14 protein-coding genes are annotated in these 22,810 nt (G+C 69.6%); 10 read left to right on the plus strand and 4 right to left on the minus strand.

What is annotated here, in order from left to right; genetic code table 11:
- Positions 1 to 6: 6 nt before the first annotated feature.
- Positions 7 to 2,247, minus strand: coding sequence for a UDP-galactopyranose mutase (gene glf, locus ACLBWH_RS15060; RefSeq protein WP_447799681.1), 2,241 nt, complete (start codon positions 2,245 to 2,247; stop codon positions 7 to 9).
- Between the two features lie 273 nt (positions 2,248 to 2,520).
- On the opposite strand from glf, the gene ACLBWH_RS15065 reads away from it, so the two are divergent.
- The 6 genes from ACLBWH_RS15065 (at position 2,521) to ACLBWH_RS15090 (ending at position 12,864) form a co-directional block, all read left to right on the plus strand.
- Complete coding sequence (locus tag ACLBWH_RS15065) at positions 2,521 to 4,737, plus strand: family 1 glycosylhydrolase (RefSeq protein WP_447799682.1); 2,217 nt, start codon at positions 2,521 to 2,523, stop codon at positions 4,735 to 4,737.
- A 41-nt stretch (positions 4,738 to 4,778) separates the two neighbouring features.
- Positions 4,779 to 6,473, plus strand: a complete 1,695-nt coding sequence (locus tag ACLBWH_RS15070) for a copper resistance system multicopper oxidase (RefSeq protein WP_447799683.1) — start codon at positions 4,779 to 4,781, stop codon at positions 6,471 to 6,473.
- On the plus strand, positions 6,470 to 7,522 hold the full coding sequence (locus tag ACLBWH_RS15075; protein ID WP_447799684.1) for a copper resistance protein B: 1,053 nt from the start codon (positions 6,470 to 6,472) through the stop codon (positions 7,520 to 7,522). The genes ACLBWH_RS15070 and ACLBWH_RS15075 overlap by 4 nt, the downstream gene beginning before the upstream one ends.
- A gap of 372 nt (positions 7,523 to 7,894) precedes the next feature.
- Complete coding sequence (locus ACLBWH_RS15080) at positions 7,895 to 10,924, plus strand: diguanylate cyclase domain-containing protein (protein WP_447799685.1); 3,030 nt, start codon at positions 7,895 to 7,897, stop codon at positions 10,922 to 10,924.
- A 256-nt stretch (positions 10,925 to 11,180) separates the two neighbouring features.
- Entirely contained in the window at positions 11,181 to 12,434 is a 1,254-nt protein-coding gene (locus ACLBWH_RS15085; RefSeq protein ID WP_447799686.1) for a peptidoglycan DD-metalloendopeptidase family protein, read from the plus strand.
- Between the two features lie 4 nt (positions 12,435 to 12,438).
- The gene (locus ACLBWH_RS15090) at positions 12,439 to 12,864 is read left to right on the plus strand and encodes a bactofilin family protein (protein ID WP_322849672.1); all 426 of its coding nucleotides are present in this window, start codon (positions 12,439 to 12,441) and stop codon (positions 12,862 to 12,864) included.
- Between the two features lie 13 nt (positions 12,865 to 12,877).
- Here ACLBWH_RS15090 and ACLBWH_RS15095 read toward each other — a convergent pair whose 3' ends face one another.
- The 3 genes from ACLBWH_RS15095 to glpD all read right to left on the minus strand — a co-directional run bounded on the left by ACLBWH_RS15095 (position 12,878) and on the right by glpD (position 16,840).
- A complete protein-coding gene (locus ACLBWH_RS15095; RefSeq protein WP_447799687.1) occupies positions 12,878 to 13,891 on the minus strand; it encodes an SMP-30/gluconolactonase/LRE family protein in 1,014 nt (337 codons plus the stop codon).
- Entirely contained in the window at positions 13,888 to 15,243 is a 1,356-nt protein-coding gene (locus ACLBWH_RS15100; protein WP_447799688.1) for a carboxylesterase/lipase family protein, read from the minus strand. The genes ACLBWH_RS15095 and ACLBWH_RS15100 overlap by 4 nt, the downstream gene beginning before the upstream one ends.
- 115 nt (positions 15,244 to 15,358) lie before the next feature.
- Positions 15,359 to 16,840, minus strand: a complete 1,482-nt coding sequence (glpD, locus tag ACLBWH_RS15105; RefSeq protein WP_447799689.1) for a glycerol-3-phosphate dehydrogenase — start codon at positions 16,838 to 16,840, stop codon at positions 15,359 to 15,361.
- 76 nt (positions 16,841 to 16,916) lie between these two features.
- Between glpD and glpK the strand changes: the two genes are divergently transcribed.
- From glpK to ACLBWH_RS15125, 4 genes are all read left to right on the plus strand, one after another.
- Complete coding sequence (glpK, locus tag ACLBWH_RS15110) at positions 16,917 to 18,407, plus strand: glycerol kinase GlpK (protein WP_322849676.1); 1,491 nt, start codon at positions 16,917 to 16,919, stop codon at positions 18,405 to 18,407.
- A gap of 285 nt (positions 18,408 to 18,692) precedes the next feature.
- The gene (locus tag ACLBWH_RS15115; protein ID WP_447799690.1) at positions 18,693 to 20,945 is read left to right on the plus strand and encodes a TonB-dependent receptor; all 2,253 of its coding nucleotides are present in this window, start codon (positions 18,693 to 18,695) and stop codon (positions 20,943 to 20,945) included.
- A 270-nt stretch (positions 20,946 to 21,215) separates the two neighbouring features.
- Entirely contained in the window at positions 21,216 to 22,322 is a 1,107-nt protein-coding gene (locus tag ACLBWH_RS15120; RefSeq protein ID WP_447799691.1) for a Gfo/Idh/MocA family protein, read from the plus strand.
- Positions 22,319 to 22,795, plus strand: coding sequence for a cupin domain-containing protein (locus ACLBWH_RS15125; protein ID WP_447799692.1), 477 nt, complete (start codon positions 22,319 to 22,321; stop codon positions 22,793 to 22,795). Before ACLBWH_RS15120 ends, ACLBWH_RS15125 begins: the two co-directional genes overlap by 4 nt.
- The last annotated feature ends 15 nt before the right edge of the window (positions 22,796 to 22,810 follow it).

Here is a 22,810-nt window from a genome sequence, read left to right on the forward strand (position 1 = left end):
CCGCGATCAGGCGGCAGTGCTGCCGGTCATCGCGGTGCGCAGCACCGGCTGCGGCGCGGCGAGCATCGGCGCCAAACGACGATAGGCCGCCAGCGCCTGCCCCACCACCTGGTCCATATTGTAATAGCGATAGGTCGCCAAACGCCCGACGAAGCTGACATTGGGTTCGGCCACCGCCAGCGCCTCGTAACGCTTGTAGAGCGCCTGATTCTCGTCGCGCGGGATCGGATAATAGGGATCGCCGGTCTCGCTGGGGAATTCGTAGGTCAGGCTGGTCCGCGCGGCGGTCTGGCCGGTGAGATGCTTGTATTCGGTGATGCGGGTGTGCGGCACCCCCTCGTCGGGATAATTCACCACCGCAACCGGTTGGAACTGCTTGGTTTCTAGGATGCGATGTTCGAAGCGTAGCGAGCGATAGGGGAGATGCCCGAAACGATGATCGAAATATTCGTCGATCGGGCCGGTGAAGACGAGATGGTTGTGCGGATAGGCGTCGCGCACGTCCTTATAGTCTACGCCGAGCAGCAGATCGATGTTGGGATGATCCAGCATCGCCGCGAACATCCGCGTATAGCCGTCGCGCGGCATCGCCTGGAACCGGTCGGTGAAATAGCGGTCGTCGGTATCGGTGCGCGTCGGCACGCGTGCGGTTACCGACTTGTCGAGCTCGGACGGGTCCATGCCCCATTGCTTGCGGGTATAGCCGCGAAAGAACGTCTCGTAGAGTTCGCGCCCGACCTTCGACACGACGACGTCGGCGGAGGTGCGGATCGGATCGACCGGCTCGGCGCGACTGGCAAGGAAGGCGTCGACCTCGGCATCGCTCGACAAATCGAGACCGTAGAGCATGTTGAGCGTGGTGCGATTGATCGGCATCGGCAGCAACTGCCCCCCGACATCGGCGAGCACGCGATGTTCGTACGGCCGCCACGTGGTGAAGCGCGAGAGATAGTCGACGATCTCGGTCGAATTGGTGTGGAAGATGTGCGGTCCATATTGGTGGATCAATATCCCTGCGGCATCGAGACGGTCGAAGGCGTTGCCGGCGATATGCGGCCGCTTGTCGACCACCAGCACGCGCTTGTTGCCGTCCGCGGCGAGCCGTTCGGCCATCACTGCGCCGGCGAAACCGGCACCGACGACCATCACGTCATAGCGTTCGCGCGCGGCGGGCCAAGCGATCGGCGACACCACCGGTTCGTGCCGGTTGCGCCCGGCGATCCCGGCCTCGATCAGCGCCGCCATGTCGCGCGCGGTGCTGCTCCACGAGCCGCGCGCGATCTGCGCATCGGCAGCGTCGCGCCACGCGGTGTCGCCGTGGCGCATCGCCAGCGCGACCTCGCAGGCGGCGACGAACGCCCCCGCCGTGTCGGCGATCGCCACGGCTGAGAGGTCGCCGTAATGGCGGACGACATCGACGATCGGCGTCGACACCACGGGACAGCCGGCGGCGAGATACTCGGGCGTCTTGGTCGGGCTGATGAAGCGCGTCGCCTCGTTGATCGCGAAGGGCATCAGCGCGACGTCCCAGCCCGCCAAATACTCCGGCAGGTCGGCATAGGATTTGCCGCCGAGATAATGGATGTTGGCGCGCCGCGGCAGATCGTTCGGGTCGATCTTGACCACCGGCCCGACGATGACGAGCGACCAGTCGGGGCGGGCATCGGCGACGGCGGCGAGCAGATCGATGTCCATCCGTTCGTCGACCACGCCGGCGAAGCCGAACCGCGGTGCGGGGATCGCCGCCTGATCCGCCGGCGTCGCCACCGGGCCACGGGCGCGGGCGAAATGGTCTGCATCGATGCTCGACGGGTAGGCGTGGACGTTCGAATGACGACCACGTTTCGCCTCGTAGAGGCTGGTGCCGCCGGTGAAGACGATATCGGCGCGCTCGATCAGTCGCTGTTCGCGCTCCAACAATTCCGGCGGCGCGTTCTTGAACGCCGACAATTCGTCCATGCAATCATAGACGATGCAATCCGCCGCGACATGATCGGAGAAGGGCAGCATCATCGGCGTATAATACCAGCGGATCGTCCGCCCGGTCGCGCCGGCGAGCGCACCATCGAGCAGCCTGGCGAGTTCCGCCTCGTCGTTCCCGCGAAGGCCGTCGTCGAGCAGCGGCGTCATCACGGTCACGCCGCTGTCGGGGCAGACGTGACGGCGCAATTGCGAGGCGCCGAGGCCGTGCGAGAATTCCGGCTCTTCCCAGAACAGAACCCGGTTGGCGCGCGCGAACCGCGTCATGAGATGCTGCGGGCGTTGAAATACGAAGGCCCAGCGCAGGTGACTAAAACAGATTAGCGTCGGCCGCTCGCCCGGTCGGGCATCTATAGTGGAAACGATATCGGCGGTCGGCGCAAGTACGGCCACGTGGATCCCCTTGATTTCGATCATTTACCATCGAGAAACAAGAAACATCACTTGATTGTTCCTCTAAACGCTTGATTCACAATGTAAATCAACACGATTTCAGGAACGTTGTGGGACCGCATCCGTTGGGCGCGGCGGGAGACGCACATGCATGACCTGGAGCTTTGGGGCGGTGTCGAATGCACCGTCAACCGAACCGGTGCGGGCTATCTCGACCAATCCGCGCTGAGCGGTCACGATCGGCGCGACGACGATCTCGACCTGTTCGCCGGCCTGGGCCTCACCGCGATCCGTTATCCGGTGCTGTGGGAGCGGGTGTCGCCCGACGCGGCGGTGGCGCCGGACTGGCGCTGGTCGGACGCCCGGCTGGCGCGGCTGCGCGACCTCGGCATGCGGCCGATCGTCGGGCTGGTGCATCACGGCAGCGGACCGCGTCACACCGATCTGCTCGACGACGGCTTCGCCCCCGGCCTCGGCGAGCACGCCCGGCAGGTCGCCGAACGTTATCCCTGGGTGGAGGAGTGGACGCCGGTCAACGAGCCGCTGACCACCGCGCGCTTCGCCGCGCTTTATGGCCATTGGTATCCGCATGCCACCGACGAAGGCGCGTTCTGGCGGGCGTTGCTCAACCAGATCGACGGCACCCGCGCCGCAATGCGCGCGATCCGCCGGGTCAATCCGGCGGCGAGGCTGATCCAGACCGACGATCTCGGCCGCACCTATGCGACGACGCGGCTCGGCGAGCAGGCGGCGTTCAACAATCTGCGCCGCTGGGCCAGCTGGGACCTGTTGTTCGGCCGGATCGTGCCGCAGCACGCCTTGTGGCAGCGGATCGCGCGTCACGGGCTCGGCGACCGGCTGCGCGCGATCGCCGACGATCCCTGCCCGCCCGACGTGATCGGCGTGAACCATTATCTGACCAGCGACCGCTTCCTCGACCACCGGCTGCAACGCTATGCGGTCGAGACGCACGGCGGCACCGACCGGCTGGCCTATGCGGATACCGAGGCGGTGCGGGTGCTCGATCCGGCACCGGCGGGGCTCGGCGGAGCGATGCGCGAGGCGTGGCAGCGCTATCGCGTACCGCTGGCGATGACCGAGATCCACAACGGCTGCACCCGCGAGGAACAGCTCCGCTGGGCGGCGGAGGCCTGGGACACGGCGGTGACGCTGCGCGGCGAGGGGATCGACGTGCGGGCGGTCACCGCCTGGTCGCTGCTCGGCAGCAACGGCTGGAACAACCTGCTGACCCGGCCGCCGACCGGGCCCGATGCTTACGAGCCCGGTGTGTTCGACGTCTCGTCCAGCACGCCGCGGCCGACCGCGCTGGCGGCGCTGTGGCGCGGTCTGCCGGGCGGGGCGCCGCGCCATCCGGTGACCGCGGACGAAGGCTGGTGGCGCCGGCCGCAGCGGCTGATCTACCCGCCCCTGCCCCGCCCGGCAGGCACGCGGCCTGCCGATGGCGATGCCGATCGCGATGGCGACCCGGCGCCGGTGCTGCTGATCTGCGGCGCGAGCGGGATGCTGGGCCGGGCGTTCGCGCGCGCCTGCGCGCTGCGCGGCATCCGATATGCGCTGACCGGGCGCGGCACGCTCGATCTGCGAGACGGCGCAGGGATCGGCGGCGTGCTCGACCGGCTGCGGCCGTGGGCGGTGGTCAATGCGACCGGCTGGGTGGCCGTCGACGGTGACGAGATCGAGGCGGCCGAGACCGGCGAGGCCGCCTGTCACGCGGTCAACGCCACCGGCGCAATCGCGCTTGCGGCGGCATGCGCGGCGCGCGGCATCGGCTGCCTCGGCCTGTCGAGCGATCTCGTCTTCGACGGCAATCTCGACCGGCCTTATGTCGAATTGGATACGCCGCGGCCGCTCGGCGCCTATGGCCGCAGCAAGGCGGCGATGGAGGCGGGCTGCGCCGCCCTGTCGGGATCGCTGGTGATCCGCACCGCGGCGGTGTTCTCGGCGTTCGACGCACGGAGTTTCGCGGTCGCCGCCGCCGACACGCTGGCGCGCGGCCAGCCGTTCGCGGCGGCGCACGATCATGACGTCAGCCCCGGCTTCGCTCCCGATCTGGTCGATACCGCGCTCGACCTGCTGATCGACGGGATGACGGGCATCTGCCACGTCCCCGGTGGCGAGGGGATGAGCTGGGCCGCTTTCGCCGTGCGGATCGCGCACGCCTGCGGGCTCGATCCGCGGCTGGTGCGGCCGGTGGCGGGCGCGGCGCTCGGCTGGCGCGCGCCGCGGCCGCGCGCGGTGACGCTGGCGAGCGACCGGATCGCGCTGCCCGGGTCGCTCGACGCGGCGCTGGCGCGCTTCGCCGGCGATCGGCGGCAGCGGTGCGCGGGCGCGCGGGCGGCCTGAGCGGCCTTGCCTTCCCGGCGGCGAATGCGCAGATGCCCCGCATGACCTCTTCTTCCCGCCGCGGCTTTCTGCGCGATGCCGGCCTCGGCCTCAGCGCGCTCGCGGTGCCGTGGCTGCCGGCCTGGGCGCAGCCGGTGTCGGCGGGGCTCGCGCCGGCGCTGCCGACGCTGAGCGGCACCGATATCGCGCTCACCGTCGATCACCTGATGGCGACGATCGACGGCCGGCCCATGCATGCGATCGGCGTCAACGGCACGTTGCCGGCGCCGCTGCTCCGCCTGCGCGAGGGACAGCGGGTACGGCTGACGGTGACCAACCGGCTCGCCGAGGAGACGTCGATCCACTGGCACGGGCTGCTGGTGCCGTTCCAGATGGACGGCGTGCCGGGGATCAGCTTTCCCGGCATCGCACCGGGCACCAGCTTCACCTACGACTTCCCAATCGTGCAGGCGGGGACCTATTGGTATCACAGCCACTCCGGCCTGCAGGAGCAGATGGGGCATTACGGCCCGATCGTCATCGACCCCGCCGGCGCCGATCCGGTCGTGGCGGACCGCGAGCACGTTATCGTGCTGTCCGACCACAGCCCGCTGCACCCGCACGCGATCTTCACCAAGCTGAAGCAGCAGGGCGGCTATTTCAACTATCAGAAGCAGACGCTGGCCGGGCTGCTCGCCGGGCGGGACCAGCCCGCCGCGGATCGGCGCGCCTGGGGCGGCATGCGGATGGACCCCACCGACGTGTCCGACGTGACCGGCGCCACCTACACCTATCTAGTCAACGGCCATGGCCCCACGGACGACTGGACCGGGCTGTTCGCGCCCGGCGAGCGCGTGCGGCTGCGCATCGTCAACGCCGCGGCGATGACCAATTTCAACCTGCGCATTCCCGGCCTGCCGCTGACGATCGTGCAGGCGGACGGGCAGAACGTGCGGCCGGTGACGGTCGACGAACTCCAGATCGCGGTCGCCGAAACCTATGATCTGATCGTCACGCCGGCGGATCGTGCGTATGCGCTGGTCGCCGAGGCGTGGGACCGGTCGGGGATGGCGCGGGCGACGCTGACCCCGCGGCCCGGCCTGCGCGCCGAGGTGCCGCCGCTGCGCCGGCGCCCGCTCGCGACGATGCGCGACATGGGGATGGGCGCGATGGCGGGGATGGCCGGCATGCACCACGGCATGCGCGACTTCGCCGCCGCGCCCGGACTGCCGCGCACGCCGGCCGTCCAGACGATCGCACCGATGCCGATCGACCGGACCGGCGAGCCGCCGCAGGGCCTCGCCGATGCCGGCCACCGGGTGCTCGTCTATCGCGATCTCGTCGCGCTCGACGCCAATCCCGATCCGCGCGCGCCGTCGCGGCAGTTGCGCATCCACCTGACCGGCAACATGGAACGTTATATGTGGGCGTTCGACGGGGTGAAGCTCAACGCGGTGACCGCGCCGATCGCGTTCCGCGAGGGCGAGCGCGTCCGCGTCACCCTGGTCAACGACACGATGATGGCGCACCCGATCCACCTGCACGGCCATTTCTTCGAACTGGTCACCGGCCATGGCGACCACAGCCCCCGCAAGCATACGATCAACGTCGCGCCCGGCGGCACCGCGACCTTCGACCTCACCGCCGATGCGCCGGGCGATTGGGCGTTCCATTGCCACATGCTCTACCACATGCATGCGGGCATGATGCAGGTGGTCAGCGTCCGCTCCGATCCCGCCCCCGGAGCGGGGGCGTGAGCGCGCTGCTGGCGACGCTGGCGCTCGCCGCGGCGCAGATGCACGACATGGGCGGGATGCAGATGCCCGGCATGCCGATGCCCGCGCGCGCCAAGGTCGCGCCGAAGCCCAAGGCGAAGCCGCGGCCGGCGAAACCGCGAACCGCCGCGCCCGCCGCCTGCCCGCCGGAGCATGCGGCGATGGGCCATTGCACCCCGCCCGCCGCGACCGGGGAAGCGATGCCGGGGATGCACGACATGCCGGGCATGGCCCCGGCCTCCCCGCCCGCCCCAACCTCCCCGCCCGCCTCCACGTCTGCCGCGGCTGCGTCCGTCGGCACGGATCAGCCCGCCGGCGACGCGCCGCCGCCCGCGCCGCCGCGCGACCTCGCCGCGGCGCGCTTCTACGATCCGGTGGCGATGGCGGCGGCGGATCGCCGGATGCGCGCCGAACATGGCGGCATGACCTTCGGCCAGATCCTGTTCGACCTCGCCGAGGTGCAGGTGCGCGACGGGCGCGACGGGCTGCGCTGGGACGGCGAGGGCTGGTATGGCGGCGACATCGACCGGCTGGTCGTCAAGAGCGAGGGCGACGGCAGCACCGACCGGATCGACCGCGCCGAGGTGCAGGCGCTCTATTCGCGGGCGATCGGCCCCTATGTCGATCTGCAGGGCGGCTTGCGGCAGGACCTCGGCGCCGGTGCCAAGCGGACCTATGCGACGATCGGCGTCGAGGGGCTGGCGCCCTATTGGTTCCAGGTCGAGGGCGCGCTGTTCCTGTCGGACAAGGGCGATCTGCTCGGCCGCGTCCAGGCCTATTACGACCAGCGCGTCACCCAGCGGCTGATCCTGCAACCCCGCGCCGAACTCAACCTCGCCGCGCAGGACGTGCCGGCGAGCGGCATCGCCGCGGGATTGTCGGAGGCCGAACTCGGCCTGCGCCTGCGCTACGAGATCAAGCGCCAGGTCGCGCCTTACGTCGGCATGTCGTGGCAGCACCGGCGGCGGGTGACGGCGCGCGACGATGCCGGCGACGCGGCGCTGGTGCTCGGCGTACGCGGCTGGTTCTGACCGCCGGGAGGGATCGACGTTCATCGTCGTAGCGGAATTCCCCTCTCCCGCCAGGGCAGGGTGATCGCATACGGCCCTCCCCGTAAGTCGTTCGCCCTCCAAATCCACTCCGTCACCCCGGCCCTGCGCCGGGTCCCGCTTCTTTGAACGGCGCGAACAAGCGCGATGCCGGATCAAGTCCGGCATAACGGATATGGGAAAGCCGTTGCAACACCCCGATCGGTCATATGCGATAGCCCTGCACCGCCAGGAGGAGGACTTGTCATCTTCCACGAGTTGGATGTCGATCGGCCCTGAACCGAAGCCCGATCGAAACCATTCAAAATAACATATTTTAAGCAGTCCTCAATGTCGACGCTGCAAAGGAGCATCATGCGGTGGCGGTGGTGCTCCTTTGCTGTGGTTCTGGCGGGTGCCGCATTCGGGTTGACCGGCTCGGCGGCGCGTCCGACTCCCGCCGCCATCCCCGGCCCCATCCCCGGCCTTGCCGCGGCCACCACGCCACACGCCGACCCCTGGGCCGGGGCCGCCGATCTGTTCTTCAAGGTCGCCGCGCGCGACGACGCCATTCCCGACGCCGGCCTGCCGCGCGCGGTCGCGCAGGACGGCGACGGCTTCATCTGGCTGGGCACCGACGGCGGCCTCGCCCGCTGGGACGGGACCGGCTTCAAGACCTATTCGACCGAGCCCGCCGACGGCGCCGGCGCGCTGCCGGAGCTGATGGTCAACACGCTTTTCACCGACCGCAGCGGCCGGCTGTGGCTCGGCATGAGCGCGGAGGGGCTGCTGTGGCGCGACCCGCTCACCGACAGCTTCCACCGCCCGCCCAATCGCACGCCGCTGGACCGCGCGCACGTCATCGCGATCGTCGACGACGACGCCGGCGGCCTGTGGGTCGGCAGCGAGGCCGGGTTGAGCCACATCCGCGGCTCCGATCATCATGCGACGCTCGTCACCGGCCTGCCGCCGGGCCGGATCGGCGCGGTGCATCGCGACCGCAACGGGCGATTGTGGGTCGGCGACGAATCGGGCCTGTTCCGCCGCGACGCCACCGGCGGCTTCGTCGCGGTGCCGGTGCCCGGCGTGGTCGGGGTGATCACCGCGCTGCATGCCGATGACCAGGGCCGGCTGTGGATCGCCACCGCGGGATCGGGCTTCCACGTCATCGCGGCGGACGGCAGCATCCGCCACCTGCCGGTCACCGTCGACGGGCACAACGTGCCGCTCGGCGCGATGATCGATGCCGGCAACGGCGAGATATGGACGGCGTCGCGGGCGGGCATCGTCGGGATCGATCCCGCGACGATGCGGATGCGGCGCCTGGCGCATGATCCGTACCTGCCCGCCAGTCTTGCCGAAAACGGCCTCAACCATGTCATGCGCGACCGATCGGGGCTGGTGTGGATCGTCGGCGACGCGACGCTGAGTTATGTCGATCCCGCGCCGCGCCGCGTGCTCGGTCTGGTCAACGCGTTGCGCGCCGATCCGCGGCAACAGCCCGACAGCGTCTGGTCGCTCGGCGTCGCGCCGGACGGGGCGCTCTGGTACGGCTCCGCGGACATTCCGGGATCGCGCCTCTCCCCCGCCCCCGCCGGCGGCCTCGCGCCGCCGCAGCGCCTGCCGGCCGCGGTGCGCAACGTCCAATCGATCGCCTTCGCCGCGGACGCCGCCTTCACCGCCGGCGAAAGCGGCCTGTTCCGCCTGTCGCTCGACGGGCGCCGCGCGCAGCGGCTGTCGGCGCAATCCTGGTCGCGCGTGCTGCTGCGCAGCGACCAGCTCTACGTCGGCAACGGCCTCGGCGTCGCGCTCGCCGATGCGCGCCATCCGGGGCCGCCGCGCCGGCTGCCCTGGTCGGATGCGCTCACCGACCTGCGCGTCCGTTCGCTCGCCTTCACGCCCGACGGCCTGCTGTGGGTGGGAACCGCGCGCGGGCTCAACCGCGTCGATCCCGCCAGCGGCCGCGTCGTCGGCATCCGCCCCGGCGACGCAGGCGCCAACGCGCTGCGCGCCAATTTCGTCGGCACGTTGCTGTGCGATGCCGACGGGCGATTGTGGGCGGGGACGATCGGCGGCGGCATCACCATCTTCGGCCGCTCCGCCGGCGCGTGGCATGCGGTGGCGCATCTCGGCCGCCGCCAGGGGCTGCCGCACGATACCGTCGACAAGTTGCTGCTCGGCAGCGACGGCGACGTCTGGGCGAGCACCGACGGCGGCATCGCGCGGATCGATCCGGCCAGCCTCACGATCACGCCGCTCCACGCCGCCGACGGCGTCCCCTTCACCGCTTATTGGACCGGCGCCGGCGCCACCCTGCCCGATGGTCGGCTGGTGTTCGCGGGGTTCGGCGGGTTAACGATGATCGATCCGGCGGCGCCGTCGCGCGAGACGGCGGACGCGCCGCTGCGCTTCACCGCGGTGCGCGGCAACGGCAAGGCGTTCGTGCCGACGCCGGGACGGATGCTGACCATCGGCGCGGGCGAGCGCAGCCTCACTGCCGACTTCGCGCGGCTCGATTATGCCGCGGCGCGCGACCAGGCCTATGTCTACCGCCTGTTCCCGCAGGAGACCAATTGGACGCGGGTCGATGCGCTGCACCGGAGCGCCCGCTACACCAATTTGCCGCCGGGCCGCTCGACCTTGGTGGTCCGCGCCTTGGGCACGGCGGATCGCGGCAGCCTGCACGTCGTCGGCGCGCCGCTGACGCTGGAGATCGACGTCGAGACGCTGTGGTACGAGACCACGCTCTTCCGCATCGTCGCCGCCGCGGTGATCGTCGCGACGCTGCTCGCGCTGCTCAACCTGCGGCTGCGCGCGGCGCGCAAACGCGAGCGGCAGCTCGAATCGCTGGTCGAGCGGCGGACCGCGGAGCTGCTCGTCAGCCAGTCCGAGCTGGAGAAGCTCGCTTATACCGACACGCTGACCGGGCTCGGCAACCGCCGCCTGTACGGCGAGATGCTCGGCCGCCACCTCGGCGGGGCGCGGCATGCGCCGTTCGGGCTGCTGCTGATCGATCTCGACCGGTTCAAACGGGTCAACGACGCGCTCGGCCACGACGTCGGCGATGCGCTGCTGATCGAGGTCGCCGACCGGCTGAGCGCGACGATCCGCCAGAACGACAGCATCTTCCGCCTGGGCGGCGACGAATTCGCGATCATCCTCGCCGGGCTCGACGGCGAACCCGCGATCGACGAGATGTGCCGCCGCCTCTACGCCGCCTTCGCCGCGCCGGTCACCGCGGGCATCCACCGCCTGCAGGTGGCGCTGAGCATCGGCGCGGTGGTCGCGCGGGCGGAGGGGATGTCGACCGAAGCGGTCTACAAGCTCGCCGATCTAGCGCTCTACGACGCCAAGCGCGCCGGCCGCGGCACCTGGCGCCTCTCGCCGCTCGACCCGGAGGGCTAGGGGAGCGGCACAGTGTTCCTGCGTTCGCAGGATCATTGGTGGGGTTGAGCCGGCGCTCGCGTGGACCGCGGCCGCCGCAGCATTCCACCGATGCCCGCGAGCAGGCGAAAGCCCGACAGGTGCGCTCGCCTCCACTCGTCGCGCGTGCGGAGCGCTTCGGCGGAGGGAACCGCTCGTGACGCCCGCGCGCCCGGCTTCGACGTGGGCGCCCCGCCTATAAGGAGGAAGGGTCTGGGGTAAGGGAAGCGGGATCGCTTTGAACAAGCCGAAACCGCGGCAGGCGGGGCAGCGCTTCGCTCGCTTGCGTCACCGGCTTGCCGACGCGCGCGTGCGGATCGAACGCTGGTTCCCCGATCGCGAATTCATCATGCGCTCGCAGGGGCAGGTGCGCTTCCTCCGCGTCTCCGCACGCACGCAGAAGCGGGCGACGACGGGCGTGGCGGTGCTCGCGCTGGCCTATGTCGGCTCGATCGTCACGCTGGCGGTGGTCCGCTGGCGCGAATCCTACGACATCGACGCGCTGCTGAGCCGGCAGGCGCGCGTCGAGAAGGCCGAGAACCGCGTCTCCGCCTATCGCAAGAATATCGACGGCGTCGCATCCGACCTGCAACGACGGCAGGACTTCATCGAGAAGGTGACGCAGGCGCATCTCGGCAGATTGCCCAAGGACGCCAAAAGCGACGAAACCGTCACCAACAGCAGCGGCGAAGCGCGCAGGACGATCGACAAGGTCAGCGCCGCGGTGCCCGAGGCCGGCGCGCTCGCGCGGGCGGAGGCGCGCCAGCTCGCCTTCGTCGAAAGCCTGACGCGCTATGCCGACCGCCGCGCCGCGACCGACGCCGCGACGATGCGCCGGCTCGGCATCAACCCGCGGACGATGCTGGCGGCGCGCGACGATGGCGCGGCGATGGGCGGGCCGCTGTTCGCGCTGTCGACCAACGCCGACGGCTCGATCGATCCGCGCTTCGCCCGCCTCGGTGCCAGCCTGGCGCGGATGAGCGCGCTGGATCAGGCGCGCTCCCGCATGCCGCAGGTGCTGCCCGCCAGCATGGATTCGATCTCCAGCGGCTTCGGCTATCGTTCCGATCCATTCACCCGGCACGGATCGTTCCACCCCGGCCTCGACTTCCGCGGACCGCTCGGCGCGCCGATCTACGCCGCCGCGCGCGGCGTGGTGAGCTTCGTCGGCCAGCGCTCCGGGTACGGCAATTGCGTCGAGGTGACGCACGGCCCCGGGCTGGTCACGCGCTACGCGCATATGTCCGCGTTCCACAGCCATGTCGGCCAGCAGGTTTCGCCGGGGCAGACGATCGGCGCGATCGGCTCCACCGGGCGATCGACCGGCCCCCATCTGCATTTCGAGGTGCGGATCAACGGCCGTCCCACCAACCCCCGCCCATTCCTGGAGGCGCGCAGCCATGTTTCACCGAAGATCGTCCGCCAATCTGCCGGCCCCGCCACGCCCCCCGGCGCCGCCGAAGATACCGGTCCAGACAAGGGTAGCGACTGACGCCATGAGCAAGAATTCCACCTTTTCGATGATCGGCGCCGATGTCGTCATCACCGGCGACGTCTCCGCCTCGGCCGACGTCCATATCGACGGCCGGATCCACGGCGACATCAACTGCCTGGCGCTGGTGCAGGGCGCCGGCAGCGAGCTGATCGGCACGATCACCGCCCAATCGGCGCATCTCGCCGGCACGGTGCGCGGCAGCATCGTCGTCGACGACCTCGTCATCCAGCGCAGCGCGCATGTCGTCGGCGACGTGCATTACGAGACGCTGACGATCGAACAGGGCGCCCGCGTCGAGGGCACGTTCGCCAAGGGCGGCGCCGGGGCACCGGGCACGACGAGCCCCGCCGAGCCGGCCGCCCGCGAACCCTATGAGAACCCGCCGCTGACATGGCAGGGCGACGACACCGACAGGACGGCGGAATGACTTGCGGGCCCGGCTATCCCTGCCAGCCCGGTCGCAGTGCCAGCCGCAGGACGCGGTCGTTCGCGGTCATGTAGAGCGCCCGGCCGTTCTCGCCGAACGCGCAATTGGCGATCGGCGCGCCGCTTTCGATCAGACCGAGCGGCTCGGCCTCGGGCGTCATGAGCATCATGCCGCCCGGCACCGAACAGACCAGAGTACCGTCGCGCGCGACCTTCATCCCGTCGGGCAGGCCCGGCCCGCCGGCCGCCTTCATCGCCTTCGCGTCGAGCAGCACGCGCCCTGCCCCAGGCTTGCCGGCGGCGTCGAGGTCGTAGACCATGATCCGCGGCGCCGCCTCGTCGGAGACCGAGACGTAGAGCCGCCGCTCGTCGGGCGACAATGCGATGCCATTGGGGCGGGTCAGCCCGCCCTCGATCAGCGTCACCTTACCGTCGGGATGGCGGCGGTAGACGCCGTTGACCGCTTGTTCCTTGAGCGGCGAGGCATCGCCGTCGGCGAAGCCATAGGGCGGATCGGTGAACCAGATGCTGCCGTCGCGCGCGACGTGGAGATCGTTGCAGCTATTGAAACGCTTGCCGTCGTAGCGGTCGGCCAGCACCGTCCGTTTCCGGCTGGCGAGATCGACGCGATCGATGCTGCGCCCGCCGCTGTTGGCGATCAGCAACCCGCCGCCGCGATCGAGCGCGAGCCCGTTCGAGCCCGCCTCGCGCACCAATTTGGGGTCGGTGCCGGCGGCGCCCGACGGGCTGAGGAACGGCGTCGCGCCGCGGCCGCGCTGCCAGCGCCGGATGAGGTTGGCGGGCGGGTCGGAGAACAACAGATAGCCCCCCGCCGGCACCCACACCGGCCCCTCCGCCCAGCGGATGCCGGTGGCGATCACCTCGGGCTGCGTACCGGGTGCGATCATCCGGTCGAGGCCGGGCGCGAGCCGGCGCACGCGCGGCGCTTCCGGCGTCTGCGCACCGGCCCGCGTCGCGAGGAGCGCCAGCCCGCCGGCCAGCATCGTGCGGCGGTCGAGCGCCATCATTCCGGCGCGACCTGCGCGGTGCCGGCGCGGGTCAGCGTCAGCATCGGCCGGGCGGTCGCGGTATAGCGGCCCCAGGCGGGCAGATCGGGTCCGTTGGGATCGCCCGTCTTCACGAAATTGACCAGATAGCGGCTGATCGTCCGCGCCGCGGCGCGATCGGTGTCGCTGGTCGCGGCGCCATATTTGATCGCGGCGGTGTCGAAGAAGAAGGGGATGTCGGTGGCGTGGCCGGCGCCCTTGGTCTGCGGCGTCTGCGCGGAGGTCGCGACATAGTCGAAGCGATAATGATAGACGGGCACGCCCTTGCTCGCGAGCAATGCGGCGACGTCGCGCGCGCCGGCGATCATTGGTCCCGTCGGGCCGCCGATGTCGGCGCTGGTCGCGCCGATCATCACCGGCACCTTGGCGAAGCGGCCGGCATCGTATGCGGCGCGCGCATCGACGAAGGTGCGCCCGTCCGGTACCGGCCCGCTGTAGCCGCCCTGCCCCATCGATGCGAGGTTCAGGCCATCGATCACCTGTTCGGCGGGCAGCGCGCGCAGCTTGGCGGCGGCCTGCGGATCGTCGGCGGCGATGCCCTTGCCGCTGGCGAAGGCGACGCCCGCCGCCTCTGCGGTGGCCAGCGACACGCCGTGGCTCGACCCGTCGCCGCCCGACTGGACCACCGCGCGCTGGAACAGCCCCGCCGCCGCCGGCGAGCTGAGCATCGCATGGACCGACATGCCGCCGGCGCTCTCGCCGATGATCGTGACGTTGCCGGGATCGCCGCCGAAGCGCGCGATATTGGCCTTCACCCAGCGCAGCGCCGCGAGCTGGTCGAGCAGCCCGTAATCGGCGTCGGCGGGCTTGAGGCCGGGATGCGCGAAGCTGCCGAACCGGCCGAGCCGATAGTTGAAGCTCATCACCAATATGCCCGACCGCGCCAGCGCCGCGCCGCTATAGGTCGGCGGCGACGAGCCGCCGTTGACGAAGCCGCCGCCGTAGATCCACACCATCACCGGCAGCTTCCTGGCATCGCCCGCCGGCCGCCAGACGTTGGCGTAGAGGCAATCCTCCGCCGGCGCGGTGCCGAGCGGCGCGGCGTCGCTCGGGAAGGGCAATTGCATGCAATCGGCGGCATAAGCGGTGGCGTCGCGCACCGCGGTCCAGCGCGCCACCGGCTGCGGCGCCCGCCAGCGCAATGCGCCGACCGGCGGCGCGGCGAAGGGGATGCCCTTGAAGGCGACGATCCCGCCCTCGGTCGCGCCGCGAACCGGCCCGTCGACGGTGCGCACCACCGGCCGGTCCTGCGCCGCCGCCGCGCCCGGCACCGCCGCGAGCAGCAGCGCCAGCCGTAAATATCCCGATATCATGCACCGCTCTCCGGTCGTTTCTCGTCCGCCCCTCGATGACACGCCGACGCCCCCTTCGGCAACGACTGGATTGATCCGGCCCGACGACCCCGACCAAAGTCGATGGCTGCCGGCGTCACCCGAGATAGGCGGCGAGGCGCTCGGCGGTGCCGGCGGGCACGTGCAGGCCGAGCTTGCTGCGCCGCCACAGCACGTCTTCGGTGGTGCGCGCCCATTCCTGCGCGACGAGATAGTCGACCTCGGCGGTGAACAGCCCGCCGCCGAGGTCCTGCCCCGGATCGCGATCGAGGATCGCCGTCGCGCGCGTGCCATAGGCCCGCGCCAGCCGCCGCAGCAGATCGCGCGACACGTCGGGATAGCGCACCTGCAAGCCGGCCAGGAAGCGGCCGAAATCCGCATCCGGCATGTCGCCGCCGGGCAGCGCCGCGCCCGCCGTCCACGCCGCCGCCTGCGATCCGAGCAGCGGCGCAAGATCGCGCAGCGCGTGTTCGGCGAGCTTGCGATAGGTGGTGATCTTGCCGCCGTAGACGCTGAGCATCGGCGCCCGCCCCTCGCCCGCGTCGAGATCGAGCACGTAATCGCGCGTTACCGCCGAGGCGTTGGCTGCCTTATCGTCGTAGAGCGGCCGGATGCCGGCATAGCTCCAGACGATGTCGTCCTCGCCGACCTTATGCTCGAAATAGCGCGCGATGGTATCGAGCAAATAGCGCGTCTCGTCCGCGTCGATCGTCGCGCGGCCGGGGGGCGCGTCCCACGCCGTGTCGGTCGTCCCGACCAGGGTGAAGCGGCCTTCGTAGGGGATGGCGAAGACGATTCGCCGGTCGTCGTTCTGGAGCATGAAGGCGTGATCGCCCTCGTACAGCTGCGGCACGACGATATGGCTGCCCTTGACCAACCGGACGCCGCGGTCGTTGCGCGCGCCGGCGGTGCGCCCCAGCACGTCGGCGACCCACGGCCCCGCCGCATTGACCAGCGCGCGCGCGCCGACCATCCGGACGTGGCCGTCCTTGTCGGCGATCTCCGCGGTCCAGCCGTCCGCGCCGCGCTGCGCGCTCACCAGCCGCGTCCGCGTCGCGATGGTCGCGCCATGCTCCGCGGCGTCGCGCGCGTTGAGCACGACGAGCCGGCTGTCCTCGACCCAGCAATCCGAATAGACGAACGCTTTGCCCGCCCGCGGTGCCAGCCCCTGCCCCAGCGGCGACCGCGCCAGCGCGATGCTGTCCGTCGCCGGCAGGCGCTTGCGGCCGCCGAGATGGTCGTAGAGGAACAGCCCCGCCCGCACCATCCACGCCGGCCGCGGCGAGTGCGTCTGCGGCAACACGAAGCGCAGCGGCCAGATGATGTGCGGCGCCATCCCCCACAAGCGCTCGCGCTCGATCAGCGCCTCGCGCACCAGCCGGAACTCGCCATATTCAAGGTAGCGCAGCCCGCCGTGGATCAGCTTGGTCGAGGCGGACGAGGTGTGGCTGGCGAGATCGTCCTGCTCGACCAGCAGCACCGACAGCCCCCGCCCCGCCGCGTCGCGTGCGATGCCGGTGCCGTTGATGCCGCCGCCGACGACCAGCATGTCGACGCTCTCGTCCGGCCCCCGCTCCATCGTCAAAATCCTTCGCTTTCGTGGCGCTGCGAGCAATACCGCATCCCGGAGCAAAACGAAGCACGAGGAGAGACGGGTGGCCAAGACGCACATTCTGGTCATCGATCAGGGCACGACCTCGACACGCGCGATCGTCTTCGACGGCGCCGCGCGCCGCGTCGCCATCGCCCAGACCGAATTCGCGCAACATTATCCCGCGCCTGGCTGGGTCGAGCACGATCCAGAGGACATCTGGCGAGACGTGCTCGCCACCGCGCGCGATGCGCTGGGCAGGAGCGGCCTCGCCGCCGCCGACCTCGCCGCGATCGGCATCACCAACCAGCGCGAGACGGCGGTGGTCTGGGATCGCGCCACCGGCGAGCCGATCCACCGCGCGATCGTCTGGCAGGACCGGCGCGGCGCGGCGCGCTGCCAGGCGTTGAAGGCGGATGGCGCCGAGGATCTGGTCCGCGCGCGCACCGGTTTGCTGATCGACCCCTATTTCTCCGCGACCAAGATCGCCTGGCTGCTCGACCATGTCGCCGGCGCGCGGACGCGGGCCGAGCGCGGCGAACTCGCCTTCGGGACGATCGACAGCTTCCTGCTCTGGCGGCTGACCGGCGGCGCGGTGCACGCGACCGACATCACCAACGCGTCGCGGACGATGCTGTACGACATCCACCGCCAATGCTGGGATGTCGAGCTATGCCGCCTGCTGCGCGTGCCCGAAGCGATGCTGCCGCAGGTCCACGACAATGCGCATCTCTACGGCACCACCGTGCCCGATCTGCTCGGCGCGGCGGTGCCGGTCGCGGGGATCGCCGGCGACCAGCAGGCGGCGCTGTTCGGACAGGCGTGTTTCGCACCCGGCATGGCCAAATCGACCTATGGCACCGGCTGTTTCATGCTGCTCAACACCGGCACCGAGGCGGTCGCCTCGCAGCATCACATGCTCACCACACCGGCCTATCGCCTCGATGGCCGCACCGTCTATGCGCTGGAAGGGTCGATCTTCGTCGCCGGCGCCGCGGTGAAGTGGCTGCGCGACGGCATCGGCGTCATCACCCACGCCAGCCAGACCGACGATCTCGCCACCCGCGTTCCCGACAATCACGGCGTCTATATGGTCCCCGCCTTTACCGGGCTCGGTGCGCCGCATTGGGACCCAGACGCGCGCGGCGCGATCTACGGCCTGACGCTCGGCGCCGGCGCCGCGCATCTTGCCCGCGCCGCGCTGGAGGCGGTGGCGTTCCAGACGATGGACCTCGCCGCGGCGATGGCGGCGGACGGCGGCGGCCGCCCGGCGATCCTGCGCGTCGACGGCGGCATGGCGGCGAACGACTGGCTATGCGGCTTCCTCGCCGACATGATCGACACGCCGGTCGAGCGCCCCGCCGACCTCGAGACGACCGCACGCGGCGCCGCCTTCCACGCCGGGCTGGCGACGGGGGTCTGGTCGGGCCTCGACCACCTCTCGCGTCTGTGGTCGCGCGATCGCTGCTTCGAACCGACGATGCGCGCCGAAGAACGCGCGCCGCTCGCCGCCGGCTGGCATGATGCCGTCCGGCGGACGCTGACGACGTATTAAGCAAAGGCGCAGTGGCCTATAATCCGGAGCACTGACGGCAAGTCAAGCGATGTCCCTAGCGGCGATATCGCTCTCAAATGTCTCGCCGCTAACGTTAATTCGATTTTCCTGCCGCCAGCATTTTTAGTGTCAACAAGGACACAACCGCGATCAAAAGACTTTATCATCAGTAAAAATCGAGGTTACTGCGCCAGAGAGCGATGCGGAGTCTCTACAAGGACTGGACAAATAACACGATCCAGGGGGACTTTTATGCGCTATCGTCTTTCGCTTCATGCACGATGCTTGATCGCCGCCTCCGCTGCCGCGCTCGCAGCATCACCGGCCAACGCCCAGACGCAGGGGGCCGCGCCCAGACCGGATACCGTCAAGGAGGGCGCCGACGGCGAGATCATCGTCACTACGACCGCGCAGAAGCGGTTCGAGAATCTTCAGAACGTGCCCATGCCCGTGCAGGTCGTACTGCCTTCGCAGCTCGATGCGCAGGGCGCGCATCACTTCCAGGATCTCGACAAGGTGATGCCGTCGCTCGTCATCCGGCCGGCGAACCATCCGGTGAATTACAACGTGGCGATGCGCGGCATCGGCACTTTCGCTTATGCGATCGGAGTGGAATCGAGCGTTGCGGCAACCGTGGATGGCGCGCCGGTCGCGTTTCTGGCGCGCGCGATCACCGACCTGCCCGACGTCGCGATGATCGAAGTGCTGCGCGGGCCGCAAAGCACGCTGTACGGCAAGTCCGCATCGGCGGGTCTCATCAAGATCATGACAACGCAGCCGACCGACCAGCTGCATATCCGTGCCAATGCCCGCATCACCGGCGATCATGAATTCGCCGAGCAGCTGAGCCTCACCGGGCCGCTGACCGATACGCTCGGCTTCGTCTTCTCGGGCGGCTACACGCATTGGGACGGCAACGCGCGCAACCTTGGCAACGGCAAGCGCGCCAATGGCCGCGAGACGCTCAATTCGCGCGCCAAGCTGCGCTGGAAGGCCAGCCCCGGCCTCACCTTCACCCTGTCGGGCAATTATCTGACCGGCAATTCCGCCGCCGCGCGGCCGTTCGTGGCGATGTCCCCCGACGCACGGTTGCGCAACGATCCCGCCCTGACCAGCGCGGTGGTGCTGCCGGGGGTCGCGATCGGTCCCGGCAATCAGGACGTCGCCTACAACGACCGTTCGGGCACGCAATATCACGGCGGCGGCGGACTGCTGCGCACCGAACTCAATCTGGGTACGCTGAACCTGCTCAGCCTGACGGGCTACGACCGGTTCAAGCTCGACGACTATTTCGACTATGACGATACCGCTGCGACGAAACGCATCGGCAATGCGCGCGAAATCGGCACCTTCCGGTCGCGGCTGTTCAGCCAGGAGGTACGGCTGCTGTCCCCCGACGATGCGGCGTTCCGCTATGCTTTGGGCGTCTATTATGCGAACACCGGCTTCGAGCGCCCGTTCGACCGCGGTCCCGGTTTCGCCTTGTCCAACCTGTACGCCACCGCGGGCTCGCGGCAGGTCGCCGGCTTCGGCCAGATCGACTGGGAGTTCGTGCCGCACCTCACCGCGACGGCCGGCGGCCGGGTCCAGAACGAGCGCGTCACTTATACCTATGCCAATCGCCTGCTGGCCCGACGCGATCCAACCGCGAAGAGCAATTTCGCCGGTCACGACAGCGACAATGTCTTCACCTACCGTCTCGGCCTCGATTATCAGGCGACCCGCGACCTGATGCTCTTCGGCAGCTATGCGACCGGCTACAAGGGGCAGGCCTATGACCTGTCGACGGGGTTCGACCAGCAGCGCGCCGACAGCGGCCCGATCCGGCCCGAACGCTCGCGCGACAAGGAAATCGGCGTGCGTAGCCAGTGGTTCGATCGTCACCTGACGTTCAACCTCACCTTCTTCAACACCCATTATCGCGATCTGCAGGCACAGACGATCGAGACCTTTCCCGATGGCACGTTCATCAACCGGCTGACCAACGTCGGCCGGCTGGTGACGCGTGGCATCGAGATTGAAAGCTCGGTACGGCCGACGGACGATTTCACGCTGACCGGCAATGCCACCTATCTCCGTGCGAACTACGTCTCCTTCCCCTCCGCGCCCTGCTATGCGTTGCAGACCGAGGCGCTGGGTTGCACCGGCAGTCCTCGTCGCCAGAACCTCAGCGGCGAACGCCTGCCGCAGGCGCCGACGTGGCGGATCAATGCGAGCGCGGAATATTCGCCCGCGCTCGACGACCAACGGCGCGGCGTGATGCAGGTCGCGTGGCAATATCAGGGCGCGCTTTATTATGCGCCGCGCGACCCGCAGGTGCTGCAGAACGCCTATCACATCGTCAACGTCAATCTCGGCGTGCGCGATCAGGCGCACCGTTGGGAAGCAGTCGCTTTCCTCGACAACGTGTTCGACCAGCGCCATTATAGCGCGATGGTCAACGTCGCGAGCAACTTCGACAATCGTGTCGCCACCGTCGCGATGCTGCCTCGCGACTATCGCCGCTACGGCGGCCTCCGCGTCGGGCTCAACTTCTAGCCCGAGCATAAGCCTCGGATATACGACGATAATCCAGCTTGTATCTGTCTGACCGCCTCGACTACCAAGGTTGCGAGCCGTGAGTCGCGGCGGCAGACACATCGCTCGTCGGAGCGGCACAACGAGCCGGGCGATCCCCGGTCGGGAGGAGGAGCATGATGGCGATCGGATGCCGCCTCCGGTGCGGCACGACCCGGGCGTTCGATCCGTCGCGGCACGCGGCAGGCGCATCATCCGGCGCGCCGCTTATCCTGCACATCGGAGCCTGACATGGACATCGGACGTCGTGACCTCCTGCTGTCGGCGGCGGCGCTGACCGTCGGCTCCAGCGCGATCGGGCGGGCGGCGCCGGACCGGCCGCTCGGTTATGCCATCGTCGGGCTCGGCAGCTACGGCCTGGGCGTGATCATCCCGCAATTCGCCAATTGCACGCACAGCCGCCTCGTCGCGGTGGTGAGCGGCGACGCCGCCAAGGCGCAGCGCGTCGCGGCGGAACACGGCCTGCCGGCGCGATCGGTCTATTCCTACGCCAATTTCGACACGATCCGCGACAATCCCGACGTCGACATCGTCTATGTCTGCCTGCCCAATTCGATGCATGCCGAATATACCATCCGCGCCGCCAAGGCCGGCAAGCACGTCATGTGCGAGAAGCCGATGGCGGTGTCGGTCGCCGAATGCGAGGCGATGATCGCCGCCTGCAAGAAGGCCAATCGCAAGCTGATGATCGGCTATCGCTGCCATTTCGAGCCATTCAACCTGGAGGCGATGCGGCTGGCGCGCACCGGCGCCGCCGGCAAGATCCGCTACGTCCGCACCGAGCACGGCTTCACGCAGGGCAGCCCGTCGGCATGGCGGCTCAAGCGCGCGCTGGCGGGCGGCGGCTCGCTGATGGACATGGGCGTCTACAGCCTGCAGGCGGCGCGCTACATGACCGGCGAGGAGCCGATCGCGGTGACCGCGCGCGAATCCACCGACCGGCGCGATCCGCGCTTCACCGAGGTGGAGGACATGATCGAATGGACGCTGGAATTCCCGTCCGGCGCGATCGCCGGCTGCCAGTCGATGTATAGCGCCAACCAGAACCATATCCTGCTGATGGGCGACAAGGGCCGCATCGAATTGGAGCCGGCGACGCGCTACGACGGCAATCACATGTGGCTCGGCCGCGACGGTCGCGAGCGCGAGGTGACGCCGCCTGCCGGCCCGGCCAAGACGCAATTCGCCGGGCAGCTCGACCACCTCGCGCAATGCGTGATGAGCGGACGCGAGCCGATCGTCTCCGGCGAGGAGGGGCTGCGCGACATGCGGATCGTCGAGGCGATCTATCGCTCGGCCCGCGAGGGCCGGACGATCCGGCTGGACGGCCGCGCATGACCGTCGTGCGTCTTTGCGGCACGCTGGCAATGCTGGTCGCAGCACCGCTGCCGGCGCAGACCACCGCCCCCGCCCGCTTCGCCGCCGCCGCTGACGTTCAGGCACAGATTACCGCGATGACCAAGGCAATGAAACCGGGCCAGGGCTTCGCCTGGCAGCCGCTGGTGCAGGCCGACGGCGATGTCGCCGCGCTGGAAATCTGGAAGAAGCCGGGACGCCCCGCGGTCCACCCGGCGCAGGCGGAATATGTCATGGTCGTCGACGGCGCCGGGACGATGATCTCGGGCGGCACGCTCGCCGATGCCACGCCGACCCGCGCCGATCTGACCGAAGGCAGCCGCATCGTCGGCGGCACGACGCGGACGCTGAAGCCGGGCGACGTGTTCCTCGTCCCGGCCGGCGTGCCGCATTGGTTCGGGATCACCGGCGACCGGCTGGTTCTGCTCGGCACCAAGCTTCCTGCCGCGCACTGACGGTCGGCACGCGCC

The organism is Sphingomonas sp. M6A6_1c, from assembly GCF_053345135.1.